Genomic DNA, 11,946 nt, shown 5'->3' on the forward strand with positions numbered 1-11,946 from the left:
AGGAAGATTAGACTTTATAGCACGCTTGGTGTTGGCTTGTCTTTGTCGAGTTTATAGGCAGGTCAATCGCATGACTGTTTTGGTGGCAGCGCAGCAAACTGAAACACCTGACGCCCTCCCGAGCCGCCAGGCGCGGCTCGCCTATCGCGCCGGCGAGGAGGGATCCACCGCCGGGGTCGCCCCCGGCTTCGTCCAAGGCAATCTGGCGATCCTGCCTGCCGAATATGCCAGCGCCTTTCACCGTTTCTGCCAGCTCAATCCGAAACCGTGCCCGATCATCGGCATGTCCGACGCCGGCAGCCCGCATATTCCGGCACTCGGCGCCGATCTCGACATCCGCACCGATGTTCCCCGCTACCGCGTCTGGCGCGACGGCGAAGTCGTCGACGAGCCGACCGATGTGAAGAGCTACTGGCGCGACGATCTCGTGACCTTCGTGCTCGGCTGCTCGTTCTCGTTCGAGGAGGCTTTGCTCGACGAGGGTATGCCGATCCGCCACATCGAGCAGAACGTGCGCGTGCCGATGTACCGCACCAACATCGCCTGCGGCGAGGCCGGTCCGTTCGCAGGCCCCATGGTGGTGTCGATGCGCCCGTTCAAGCCGGCCGATGCGATCCGCGCGGTGCAGATCACCTCGCGCTATCCCGCAGTGCATGGTGCTCCCGTGCATCTCGGTCATCCACACCTGATCGGCATCAAGGACATCGCCAAGCCCGACTACGGCGACCCCGTACCTGTCGCCGATGACGAGATTCCGGTATTCTGGGCCTGCGGCGTGACGCCGCAATCGGTGATCAACGCGGCGAAGGTACCCTTCGCGATCACGCATTCGCCCGGCCTGATGCTGGTGACGGATCTGAAGAACAGGACCATGGCCGTGATTTAATGGGCAGCGTTTGCTGCTTCTTCAGGCTTTACGCTATCTGCCAATCGCTTCATTCGATACGCGCAAAATTCGGATAACAGGGGACTTTGCCAATGACGATCACTCGCCGCGACGTTCTGCTCGGAGCCACCGCCGCCGCTGCGCTGCTGCCGCTAGCTGCGCGTGCGCAAACCTCTGAAGTGGTGATCGGCGCAACCTATCCGCTGTCGGGCTCCGGTGCCCAGGTGGGCGTCGATGCGCAGCGTGCGTTCGAGACCGCGATCGACATCATCAACAACGACCAGGACTTCGAGCTTCCGCTGGCAAAGGGCGTCGGCTTGCCGGGCCTCGGCGGCGCCAAGATCCGTATCGTCTATGCCGACACCCAGGGCGACCCGCAAAAGGGGCGCGCCGAAGCCGAGCGCCTGATCACGCAGGAGAAGGTCTCCGCCATCCTCGGTTCTTACCAAAGCGCGGTCGCAGTCACGATCAGCCAGATCTGCGAACGCTACCAGATTCCGTTCATGTCGGCGGACAACTCCTCCCCGAGCCTGCATCGCCGCGGTCTGAAGTATTACTTCCGCGCCTCGCCGCATGACGAGATGTTCTCGGCCGGGATGTTCGACTTCCTCGATGCGATGAAGAAGAAGGGCGCCAAGGCCCAGACGCTGGCGCTGTTCCACGAAGACACCATCTTCGGCACCGACTCCGCCAACGCCCAGACCAAGCTCGCGACCGAGCGCGGCTACAAGATCGTCGCCGACATCAAGTACCGCGCCAACTCGCCGTCGCTGTCGGCCGAGGTGCAGCAGCTCAAGGCTGCCAATGCCGACGTGCTGATGCCGTCGAGCTACACCACGGACGGCATCCTGCTGGTCAAGACCATGGCCGAGCTCGGTTACAAGCCGAACGCGATCGTGGCCCAGGCGGCCGGCTTCTCCGAAAAGGCTCTCTACGACGCCGTCGGCGACAAGCTCGAGGGTGCGATCACCCGCGGCAGCTTCTCGCTCGATCTCGCCGCCAAGCGGCCGATGGTCGGCAAGATCAACGATCTGTTCAAGGCGAAGTCGGGCAAGGACCTCAACGACAACACGTCGCGGCAGTTCATGGCCATGATCATCATGGCGGACGCCATCAACCGCGCCAAATCGACCGACGGCGAGAAGATCCGCGATGCGCTGGCCGCGACCGAGATGTCGGGCGAGCAGACCATCATGCCCTGGAAGCGCGTCAAGTTCGACGAGTCCGGCCAGAACAACGATGCCGATCCGGTCCTGCTGCAATATGTCGGCGGCAAGTTCGTCACCATCTTCCCGTCGCAGGCGGCGGTGGCCGAACCAATCTGGCCGATGAAGTAAGCGATCAGGTTGCGGGCGGGGGACGAAGCGACGTGACAGCTGAAACGATTATTCAGAGTCTTGCGAGCGGCCTGCTGATGGGGCTGCTCTACGGACTGATTGCCGTCGGCCTGGCCTTGATCTTTGGCCTGATGGACGTCGTCAACTTCGCCCATGGCGAATTCCTGATGCTGGCGATGTACGTGACATTCTTCCTGTTCACGTTCTTCGCGATCGATCCACTGCTGTCGGCGCCGCTGGCCGCTGCCGCCCTGTTCGTTCTGGGGGCGGCGGTCTATCTCGTCATCGTGCGGTTTGCGATGCGGGCCAAGGCCAATGTCGGCATGGTGCAGATCTTCGCGACCTTCGGCCTCGCGATCGTGATGCGCGGCCTGGCGCAGCTGTTCTTCACGGCCGACTATCGCAGCGTCCCCAACTCATGGCTCGGCGGCAAGACGGTATCGGTCGCCGGGATCTTCCTGCCGCAGCCGCAGCTGTTCGGCGCGCTGGTCGCGATCGCCGCGTTCGGTGGACTTTATCTCTTCATCAACCGCACCGATTTCGGCCGCGCCCTGGAAGCGACCCGCGAGGATCCCGGAGCGGTGGCCCTCGTCGGCATCGACAAGAACCGCGTATTCGCGCTCGGCTGGGGCCTCGGCGGTGCGCTGGTCGGGCTTGCCGGCGCCATCATGGCGACGTTCTTCTACATCTATCCCGACGTCGGCGCGTCCTTTGCGCTGATCGCCTATGTCACGGTGGCGCTCGGCGGCTTCGGCAGCGTATTCGGCGCCTTTGCCGGCGGTATCGTCGTCGGCCTGGTCGAAGCCACCACTGCGTTGATCTTGCCGCCATCGTTGAAGTCGGTCGGCATCTACGCGGTTTATCTGCTCGTCGTGTTCATTCGGCCGCGTGGCCTGTTCGGGTCGATGTGATGGACAAGCAATTCGTCGAGCGGCGCCGCCGCGACCTCATCACCGCCGCCGGTCTCGCCGCCGTCGCCGCGATCGTGCCGCTGTTCGTCAAGGACGTCTACGTCCAGAACATCATGGTGCTGACGCTGATGTACGCGGCGTTGTCGCAGAGCTGGAACATCCTGTCCGGCTATTGCGGACAGATATCGCTCGGGCATGCGCTGTATTTCGGGCTCGGTGCCTACACCACCGCGCTGCTGTTCACCAAGTTCGGCGTGCTGCCCTGGTTCGGCATGATCGCCGGCGGGCTGATCTCGGCCGCAATCGCGATGGCGCTGGGCTATCCCTGCTTCCGCCTCGGCGGCCACTACTTTGCGATCGCCACCATCGTGATCGCCGAGATCGGATTGCTGCTGATCCAGAACTGGGATTGGGCGGGCGCGGCCCTTGGCATCGACATTCCCGTGCGCGGCGACAGCTGGCTGAAATTCCAGTTCACGCGCTCGAAGCTGCCATACTTCTACTTCGCGCTGGTGCTCGCTTGCGTGGCGTGGTTCGTCACCTGGTGGCTGGAAGATTCCAAATGGGGCTATTGGTGGCGCGCGGTGAAGGACAATCCGCAGGCGGCCGAGAGCCTCGGCGTCGTCGTGTTCAACTCGAAGATGGGCGCGGCGGCGGTGTCTGCCTTCCTGGTCGCGGTCGGCGGCAGCTTCTATGCGCAGTTCGTTTCCTACATCGATCCCGGAAGTGTCATGGGCTTCCAGTTCTCGCTCTTGATGGCGTTGCCGGCAGTGCTGGGCGGCATCGGCACGCTGTGGGGGCCGATGCTCGGCGCCGTCATCCTGATCCCGATCACCGAGCTGACGCGGTCCTATATCGGCGGCTCCGGCCGCGGCGTCGACTTGATCGTCTATGGCGCGCTGATCGTCCTGATCGCACTCGCGCGGCCGGAGGGTCTGGTCGGCCTGTTCTCGCGCCGGCGCAAGGAGGCCACGCGATGACGGCGCTCCTGGAAACCCGCGGCGTCTGGCAGCGCTTCGGCGGCCTGATTGCCAACAGCGACGTCTCGATCTCGGTCGGGCGCGGCGAGATCGTCGGCCTGATCGGCCCGAACGGCGCCGGAAAGTCGACGCTGTTCAACCTGATCGCCGGCGTGCTGCCGCCAACCCAGGGCTCGATCATCTTCGACGGCGAGGATGTCACCAATCTGCCGGCGGCCGCGCGCTGTCAGCGCGGAATCGGGCGCACCTTCCAGGTGGTCAAGAGCTTCGAGACCATGACTGTTATCGACAACGTCATCGTCGGCGCTCTCGTGCGCAACACCGTGATGCGCGAGGCCCGCCGCAAGGCGCATGAGGTGCTGGAGTTCACCGGCCTGGCCGCGCGCGCCGACGTGCTCGCGAGCGACCTCGTGCCGGCCGAGAAGCGCCGCCTCGAAGTCGCGCGTGCGCTCGCGACCGAACCGAAGCTGTTGCTGCTCGACGAGGTCCTCACCGGCCTGACGCCGACCGAGGCGCAGACCGGCGTGGCGCTGGTACGCAAGGTGCGCGAGACCGGCGTCACCGTGCTGATGGTCGAACACGTCATGGAAATCGTGATGCCGCTGGTCGATCGCGCCATCGTGCTCGACCTCGGCAAGGTGCTGGCCGAGGGCAAGCCTTCCGACGTCGTCCGCGATCCCAACGTGATCAAGGCATATCTGGGAGATCGTCATGCTGTCGGTGCATGAAGTCACGACCGCCTATCAGGGCCTGGTCGCGATCTCCGCGGTCTCGATCAATGTCGAGAAGGGCGAGATCGTCTGCGTTGCCGGCGCCAATGGCGCGGGCAAGTCGACACTGCTGAAATCCATCGCCGGCGCCGAGCGTCCGCGCTCGGGCACGGTGACCTTCGACGGCAAGCGCCTCGACGGCATGGCGCAGCATCTCATCACCGCAACTGGCATCGCCTATGTGCCGGAGAACCGCCGCCTGTTCCCGCGGCTGTCGGTGCGCGACAATCTGCGCCTCGGCAGCTACCTCTACCGCGGCGATGCGAATCGCGAGGGGCCGCTCGATCTCGTCTTCAACCTGTTTCCGCGTCTCCAGGAACGTTTGGAGCAGCGCGCCGAGACGCTCTCCGGCGGCGAGCAGCAGATGCTCGCGATCGGTCGCGCGCTGATGACGCGCCCGCGGCTGTTGATGCTGGACGAGCCCTCGCAAGGAATCATGCCGAAGCTGGTGGACGAGATCTTCCAGGCGGTGAAGCGCATCCGCGATGCCGGCATGACCGTGCTGATCGTCGAGCAGCGCATGGCCGAGTGCCTGGAGATCGCCGACCGCGCCTACATCCTGCAGACCGGCCGCGTGCTGATGCAGGGCCCATCCGCGGAGATCAAGGGCAATCCGGACGTCAGGAAGGCGTATCTCGGATTGTAGCCGCTCGCTACGATCCCTATCCCGATTGCTTCTTGTTCCGGTTCTTGCTTGCGCCGCGCAGCGTTGACGCGGGTGCGGAGGGTTGCCCGAAGCCATTCATCTGGATGCAAGAGAGCAGGTCGACGTAGCTTTCGATGCCACCGGCGGAGGCCTCGGCGTAGCATTGGGTGCGAATTGTCTCGGGCGTTGTCGCCCAGATGGACCCGAGCTGTTGCTGGGCGGTTTGCTCGTCGTTCATGCAGGCCTCGTAGGACTGCGGCTCGGTCAGCGACTTGTCGATCTCCTGAGTTGCCTTGCAGTTGGCCTCGACCTTGAGATCGGGGACGCCGCCGCGCGCGGACGTCTGGGCGTTTGCGGAAAGTGGCAGGGCAATAAAGCAGGCGGCAGAGAGGACGGTGCAGGATACTTTGAAATCCATGACAATTCTCCTGGCGATCGATGAAACAACTCCTTCAGTCAATTACAGGGGATCATGTGCCCGCGATCCCGGTGATGCAAATCAATTCCGGCAGTGTCGGACGGTGTCGTAGCCCGGATGAGCAAAGCGATATCCGGGGCCGCTGGTCCCGCATATCGCTTTGCTCATGCGGGCTACGATCGTCTCGTTCCACAATCTCTGCCGTCATCCTGAGGTGCGCGCTCTTCGCGCGCCTCGAAGGATGGGCCGTGAGCGCCTGTAGCCCCATCCTTCGAGGCTTCACCTTGCGATGCGTTTGCATCGCGAGGCTCGCACCTCAGGATGACGGCGGAGTATGCGGCTAATGGCCGTGCTCGTGCCCGTGCTCCGGCAACGTCACCCCGAACACGTTCGCCAGATCCTTCACCTGCTCCGGCGACAGATACCGCGGGTTCATCCCGCGCAGCAGCAGGTACAGCTTCGCCGTCTCCTCCAGCTCTTCCGTGGCGAACACCGCGGCCTCCAGTGTGTCGCCGGCGACGACCGGGCCGTGATTGGCGAGCAGCACGGATGAATACTTCCCCGCCAGGCCCTTGATCGCATCCGCCACCGCCGGATCGCCCGGGCGATAATAGGGCACGAGCGCGGTGGCGCCGCACTTCATCAGGTAATAGGCCGTCATCGGTGGCAGCGCGGCGCGCGGGTCGATCTCGGGTAGCATCGAGAGCGCGACAGAATGGGTGGAGTGCAGATGCACGATCGCGCGTGCGCTGCCGCGCGTGTCGTAGAGCGCGGTGTGCAGCGGAACTTCCTTGGTGGGGGCATCGCCCGAAATCAGCCGGCCGGTTTCGTCCAGTTGCGACAGCTTTGCGGGATCGAGGAAGCCGAGCGAGGCGTTTGTCGGCGTCACCAGCCAGCCGCCGCCGTCCAGCCTGACGCTGATATTGCCGGAGGATCCCGGCGTCAGCCCGCGCTCGAACAGGGACCGTCCGAAGCGGCAGATATCCTCACGCAGCCGGGTCTCGTTGCTCATGGCCGTCATGCCCGCTTGTCTCACGCTTTGGCAGCGCGGCCAAGCCGTGTTATTCGGTTGCCAAGCTGCCGCAAAGGGCGGCTATTCGGGAAACGTTCGCAAGGATCAGTTGCATATGTCCGCCACCACGTCACAAAATCAGCGTATCGCCGTCGTCGGGCTCGGCTCGATGGGATTTGGCATGGCGACCTCGCTGCAGCGCGCCGGCCATGCCGTCACCGGCTGTGACGTCTCGGCCGATGCGGTGGCGCGCTTCGTGAAGGACGGCGGCGCCGGCGCCAAGACGCCGGCCGAGGCGGCCAGGAGCGCCGATATCGTCGTCAGCGTCGTCGTCAATGCCGCCCAGACCGAGGCGATTCTGTTCGGCAAGGACGGGGCCGCCGAGACCATGCCGAAGGACAGCGTGTTCGTGTCCTCCGCCACCATGGATCCGGAGGTGGCGCGGCGCCTCGCCAAGCAGTTGGAGGCGACTGGCCGGCATTATCTGGACGCGCCGATCTCCGGCGGGGCGCAGCGCGCCGCGCAGGGCGAGCTGACGATCCTGGCCTCCGGCAGTGCCGCTGCTTTTGCGAAAGCGCGACCAGCGCTCGATGCCATGGCGGCAAAGCTCTACGAGCTTGGCGATGCCGCTGGCCAAGGCGCCGCCTTCAAGATGATCAACCAATTGCTGGCAGGCGTGCACATCGCCGCCGCGTCGGAAGCGATAGCGTTCGCGGCCAAGCAGGGGCTCGACATCCGCAAGGTCTATGAGGTGATCACCGCCTCGGCCGGCAATTCCTGGATGTTCGAGAACCGCATGCCGCACGTGCTCGACGGCGACTACACGCCGCGCAGTGCCGTCGAGATCTTCGTCAAGGACCTCGGCATCATCCAGGACATGGCGCGCAGCGCCCGATTCCCGGTGCCGGTCTCGGCAGCCGCGCTCCAGATGTTCCTGATGACGGCGGCCGCCGGTATGGGCCGCGATGACGACGCGTCCGTTGCGCGCATGTATGCGCAGGTCACCGGCGTGAAGCTGCCGGGCGACAAGTAAGCAAGAGGATCTGCAATGCCCCGTTTCGCCGCCAACCTCTCGATGATGTTCACCGAGGTGCCGTTCCTCGACCGCTTCGACGCCGCCGCGCAAGCGGGATTCACTGCCGTCGAATTCCTCTTTCCCTACGAGCATCCGGCCGAGGCCGTCGGCGAACGGCTCAAGCGCAACGGCCTGACCCAGGCGCTGTTCAACCTCCCGCCGGGCGATTGGAATGCCGGCGAGAAGGGCTTTGCGGCGCTGCCGGCGCGCTTCAATGATCTCAAGGCGAGCCTCGAGACCGCACTGCCTTACGCCAAGGCAACCGGCGTCAAGCGCCTGCACCTGATGGCCGGCATCGCCAATCGCGGCGAGCGCGTCGCGATCGAGGCCTTCTACAAGTCGGTGGCGTGGGCCGCTGAATTCTTCGCGCCGCACGGCATCGACATCGTGCTCGAGCCGATCAATGCCCGCAACGTGCCGGGCTACTTCCTCAACGATTTCGGCTTCGCGCGCGACCTGATCCAGGAGCTGCGGCTGCCGAACCTGAGGCTCCAGTTCGACATCTATCACTGCCAGATCATCCACGGCGACGTCACCATGCGGCTGCGCGAGATGATGCCGATCATCGGACACATCCAGATCGCCAGCATTCCCTCGCGCAACGAGCCCGACGGCGAGGAGCTGAACTATCCATTTCTGTTCGAAGAGCTGGACCGGCTCGGCTATGCCGGCTTCGTCGGCTGCGAATACAATCCGCGCGGCAAGACCACCGACGGCCTTGCCTGGTTCAAGCCCTATGCGGGAGTGAAGCCGTGACCCTTGCAGCGAAAATTTCTCTGGGCTGCATCGCCGATGACTATACCGGTGCCTCCGACCTCGCCAACACGCTGACGCGCGCGGGCCTGCGCACGGTGCAGACCATCGGCGTACCTGCCGACGATCTGGCACTGCCCGAGGTCGATGCCGTCGTGGTGTCCTTGAAAAGCCGATCGATCGAGGCCGGCCTTGCCGTTTCGCGCTCGCGCGCAGCGGACAAATGGCTGCGCGGCCGCGGCGCGAGCCACGTGCTGTTCAAGATCTGCTCGACCTTCGATTCCACCGACGCCGGCAATATCGGCCCCGTCATGGATGCGCTGCGCGCCGACTGCGGCGAAGGCGCCGTGCTGGTGACGCCGGCCTTTCCGGAGACCGGCCGCACCGTCTATCAGGGCAATTTGTTCGTCGGCGCGGTGCCGCTGAACGAGAGCCCGCTGAAGGACCATCCGCTCAACCCGATGCATGATTCCAACCTGGTGCGCGTGCTGGCGCGCCAGAGCAGGACGCAGATCGGCCTCGTCGATCTCGCCACCGTCACGCGCGGCGCGGATGCCGTGCGGGCGCGGCTGGCCGAGCTCGCGAGCAAGGGCATCGGCGCTGCGATCATCGACGCTGTCTTCGACCGCGACCTCGAGACCATCGGTCTCGTCGCCGCCGAGCACCGGTTGTCGGTCGGCGCCTCCGGCATCGGCCTCGGGCTGGCGCGGGCGCTGGTCTCGACGGGCAAGGTCAAGTCGGCTGCGGCGAGCGGAGCGACCGGCGCCGCCGTCGGCGGACCGGCGGCATGTCTTGCCGGAAGCTGCTCGCAGGCGACGCTTCAGCAGATCGCGAATGCCGAGCGTGTCATGCCGGTGTTACATCTCGATCCGGACCGTATTCTTACGGGAGCAGGTGAAGCGCAGCGTGCGCTGGACTGGGCAAGGCCGCGACTGGCTGAAGGTCCGGTGCTGATCGCTTCGAGCTCGACACCCGATCAGGTCGCCGCGCTTCAGGCGCGTCACGGTCGTGATGCGGCCGGGCATGCCATCGAGCAAACGATGGCCGACATTGCTGAAAGCCTTGTACGATCAGGTGTCCGGCGTTTGGTCGTTGCCGGTGGCGAGACATCCGGTGCCGTGGTCGATCGGTTGAAGATTTCCGGATTTCTCGTAGGGGTAGAAATTGCCGCCGGCGTTCCTGTGCTGCGTGCAGTTGGTGATGGCGGCGCGATGTTGCTCGCTCTGAAGTCCGGAAATTTCGGCGGCGCGGAGTTTTTCTCGGACGCGCTTAGGCTCATGCGCTGAGCGCAGAGCATTCTTAGCTGCCTGTTCATTTGTTTCGGGCTTTCGTACTTGTACGGAGTCGTAGTTAACATCTGCGCAGGCGCTCTGGTGTTGGATGTCGGTGCTGCTCCCTTTGGTTGATTCGTAAAACTTCCGGCCGCGCCACCGCGCCAGCACAAAGAGACCCGATTATGCTCGCCACCATTTCCATCCGCGCCAAGATCATCAGTGTCCTGGCGTTCCTGCTGGTCGCGATGGCCGGCATGGGCCTGCTCGCTGTCATGAAAATGCGGTCGATGAACGCCAACACGGTCGACATCACCACGAGCTGGATGCCGAGCGTGCGGGTGCTGGGCGAGCTCCGGGCCTCGGTCATCACCTATCGCAGCGTGGTCCGCGAGCACATGCTGGCCGAGACCCTGGAAGAAAAGCTCGCGATGGAAAAGACTGCGGTCACCACCAGCGAGACCCTGGCCAAGGCCCGCCAGAGCTACGAGACCATGATCACCTCGCCGGAGGAGCGGGCGCTCTACACCGAATGGTCCAAGTTGTGGGACGATTACAAGAAGAGCGCCGACGAGGTCTTTGCGTTGTCGCGCAAAGAGGTTGGCAAGGTCCCGCACGAGTCGCATGAGCTGAACGTCAAGACCGCCAACAAGATCGGCATCCAGTCCGACGAAATCCTGCGCAAGGACATCGATCTCAACACCAAAGGTGGCGACCAGGCCGCCCGGGACGCGGACAGCAGCTATTCCTTCGCGTTCATGCTGCTCTCGATCATTCTCGGCGCCGCCGTCATCGCCGGCGTCGGCGTCGGCTTCTATCTCGTTCACGACGTCTCCAGCGGCATCAACTCCATCACACTGCCGATGCAGGCGCTGGGCAGGGGCGATCTCTCCGCCGAGGTCCCGCATCGCGGCGAGAAGACGGAGATCGGCGCCATGGCTGACGTGCTCCAGGTCTTCAAGGAAGCGCTGATCGCCAAGAAGGCTGCTGACGAGGCCGCTGCGGCCGACGCCGAAGCCAAGATCGAGCGCGGCCGCCGTGTCGACAACATCACCCGCGAATTCGAGACGATGATTGGCGAGATCGTCCAGACGGTGTCGTCGGCCTCGACCCAGCTCGAAGCTTCCGCCTCGACGCTGACCTCGACCGCCGACCGCTCCCAGCGGCTGGCGACCACGGTGGCCGGCGCGTCGGAGGAGGCCTCGACCAACGTGCAGTCCGTGGCCTCGGCCACCGAGGAGATGGCCTCGTCCGTGGGCGAGATCAGCCGTCAGGTGCAGGAATCGGCGCGGATGGCGGGCGATGCCGTCGGCCAGGCCCGCGCGACGACCGAGCGCGTCAGCGAGCTCTCCAAGGCGGCCTCCCGCATCGGCGATGTCGTCGAATTGATCAACACCATCGCCGGCCAGACCAACCTGCTGGCGCTGAACGCGACCATCGAGGCGGCGCGTGCGGGTGAAGCCGGCCGCGGCTTTGCCGTGGTCGCCTCCGAGGTGAAGGCGCTCGCCGAGCAGACCGCGAAGGCGACCGGCGAGATCGGCCAGCAGATCTCGGGCATCCAGGCGGCGACCAACGACTCCGTCGGCGCCATCAAGGAGATCTCCTCGACCATCGAGCGCCTGTCGGAAATCTCCTCGGCGATCGCAGCGGCCGTGGAAGAGCAGGGCGCGGCGACCCAGGAGATCGCCCGCAACGTGCAGCAGGCGGCGCAGGGCACCCAGCAGGTCTCCTCCAACATCACCGACGTGCAGCGCGGCGCGACCGAGACCGGCACGGCCTCCTCGCAAGTGCTGTCGGCGGCGCAGATGCTGTCGAACGACTCGAACCGGCTGAAGAACGAGGTCAGCAAGTTCCTGACCAACGTCCGCGCGGCGTAAGCTAAGTTGC

12 protein-coding genes are annotated in these 11,946 nt (G+C 64.8%); 10 read left to right on the top strand and 2 right to left on the bottom strand.

The window, feature by feature from the left end:
* Positions 1-70: 70 nt before the first annotated feature.
* The 6 genes from IQ16_RS05060 (at position 71) to IQ16_RS05085 (ending at position 5,530) form a co-directional block, all read left to right on the top strand.
* On the top strand, positions 71-886 hold the full coding sequence (locus IQ16_RS05060) for a putative hydro-lyase (protein ID WP_018648091.1): 816 nt from the start codon (positions 71-73) through the stop codon (positions 884-886).
* A 92-nt stretch (positions 887-978) separates the two neighbouring features.
* Positions 979-2,223: an ABC transporter substrate-binding protein gene (locus tag IQ16_RS05065; RefSeq protein WP_018648090.1), complete on the top strand. Its 1,245-nt coding sequence runs from the start codon at positions 979-981 to the stop codon at positions 2,221-2,223.
* Between the two features lie 32 nt (positions 2,224-2,255).
* Positions 2,256-3,134 (top strand): branched-chain amino acid ABC transporter permease, encoded by an 879-nt coding sequence (locus tag IQ16_RS05070; RefSeq protein ID WP_018648089.1) that lies wholly within the window; start codon positions 2,256-2,258, stop codon positions 3,132-3,134.
* Positions 3,134-4,114 carry a branched-chain amino acid ABC transporter permease gene (locus tag IQ16_RS05075; RefSeq protein WP_018648088.1) on the top strand — a complete coding sequence of 327 codons (981 nt, stop codon included), beginning with the start codon at positions 3,134-3,136 and terminating at the stop codon, positions 4,112-4,114. Before IQ16_RS05070 ends, IQ16_RS05075 begins: the two co-directional genes overlap by 1 nt.
* Entirely contained in the window at positions 4,111-4,842 is a 732-nt protein-coding gene (locus IQ16_RS05080) for an ABC transporter ATP-binding protein (protein WP_018648087.1), read from the top strand. Before IQ16_RS05075 ends, IQ16_RS05080 begins: the two co-directional genes overlap by 4 nt.
* Positions 4,826-5,530 (top strand): ABC transporter ATP-binding protein, encoded by a 705-nt coding sequence (locus tag IQ16_RS05085; protein WP_018648086.1) that lies wholly within the window; start codon positions 4,826-4,828, stop codon positions 5,528-5,530. The genes IQ16_RS05080 and IQ16_RS05085 overlap by 17 nt, the downstream gene beginning before the upstream one ends.
* 16 nt (positions 5,531-5,546) lie before the next feature.
* Here the strand turns inward: IQ16_RS05085 and IQ16_RS05090 are convergent, their stop codons facing one another.
* Positions 5,547-5,948 carry a hypothetical protein gene (locus IQ16_RS05090; protein ID WP_018648085.1) on the bottom strand — a complete coding sequence of 134 codons (402 nt, stop codon included), beginning with the start codon at positions 5,946-5,948 and terminating at the stop codon, positions 5,547-5,549.
* Between the two features lie 340 nt (positions 5,949-6,288).
* The gene (gene otnC / locus IQ16_RS05095; protein WP_035668294.1) at positions 6,289-6,969 is read right to left on the bottom strand and encodes a 3-oxo-tetronate 4-phosphate decarboxylase; all 681 of its coding nucleotides are present in this window, start codon (positions 6,967-6,969) and stop codon (positions 6,289-6,291) included.
* Between the two features lie 100 nt (positions 6,970-7,069).
* Between otnC and ltnD the strand changes: the two genes are divergently transcribed.
* The 4 genes from ltnD (at position 7,070) to IQ16_RS05115 (ending at position 11,936) form a co-directional block, all read left to right on the top strand.
* Entirely contained in the window at positions 7,070-7,993 is a 924-nt protein-coding gene (ltnD, locus tag IQ16_RS05100; protein WP_430648210.1) for an L-threonate dehydrogenase, read from the top strand.
* Positions 7,994-8,008: 15 nt separating this feature from the next.
* Positions 8,009-8,791 (top strand): 2-oxo-tetronate isomerase, encoded by a 783-nt coding sequence (gene otnI / locus IQ16_RS05105; RefSeq protein WP_018648082.1) that lies wholly within the window; start codon positions 8,009-8,011, stop codon positions 8,789-8,791.
* Entirely contained in the window at positions 8,788-10,074 is a 1,287-nt protein-coding gene (otnK, locus tag IQ16_RS05110) for a 3-oxo-tetronate kinase (RefSeq protein WP_018648081.1), read from the top strand. The genes otnI and otnK overlap by 4 nt, the downstream gene beginning before the upstream one ends.
* A 170-nt stretch (positions 10,075-10,244) precedes the next feature.
* The gene (locus IQ16_RS05115; protein WP_018648080.1) at positions 10,245-11,936 is read left to right on the top strand and encodes a methyl-accepting chemotaxis protein; all 1,692 of its coding nucleotides are present in this window, start codon (positions 10,245-10,247) and stop codon (positions 11,934-11,936) included.
* Positions 11,937-11,946: the final 10 nt, after the last annotated feature.

The sequence above is a fragment of the Bradyrhizobium huanghuaihaiense genome (assembly GCF_007830635.1).
Lineage (GTDB): Bacteria > Pseudomonadota > Alphaproteobacteria > Rhizobiales > Xanthobacteraceae > Bradyrhizobium > Bradyrhizobium huanghuaihaiense.

Bases quoted from the DNA above. Each gene is read 5' to 3' on its own strand.
- IQ16_RS05060 (WP_018648091.1), top strand. From the start codon at position 71: ATGACTGTTTTGGTGGCAGCGCAGCAAACTGAAACACCTGACGCCCTC.
- IQ16_RS05065 (WP_018648090.1), top strand. From the start codon at position 979: ATGACGATCACTCGCCGCGACGTTCTGCTCGGAGCCACCGCCGCCGCT.
- IQ16_RS05075 (WP_018648088.1), top strand. From the start codon at position 3,134: ATGGACAAGCAATTCGTCGAGCGGCGCCGCCGCGACCTCATCACCGCC.
- IQ16_RS05080 (WP_018648087.1), top strand. From the start codon at position 4,111: ATGACGGCGCTCCTGGAAACCCGCGGCGTCTGGCAGCGCTTCGGCGGC.
- IQ16_RS05085 (WP_018648086.1), top strand. From the start codon at position 4,826: ATGCTGTCGGTGCATGAAGTCACGACCGCCTATCAGGGCCTGGTCGCG.
- IQ16_RS05090 (WP_018648085.1), bottom strand. From the start codon at position 5,948: ATGGATTTCAAAGTATCCTGCACCGTCCTCTCTGCCGCCTGCTTTATT.
- otnC (WP_035668294.1), bottom strand. From the start codon at position 6,969: ATGACGGCCATGAGCAACGAGACCCGGCTGCGTGAGGATATCTGCCGC.
- otnI (WP_018648082.1), top strand. From the start codon at position 8,009: ATGCCCCGTTTCGCCGCCAACCTCTCGATGATGTTCACCGAGGTGCCG.
- IQ16_RS05115 (WP_018648080.1), top strand. From the start codon at position 10,245: ATGCTCGCCACCATTTCCATCCGCGCCAAGATCATCAGTGTCCTGGCG.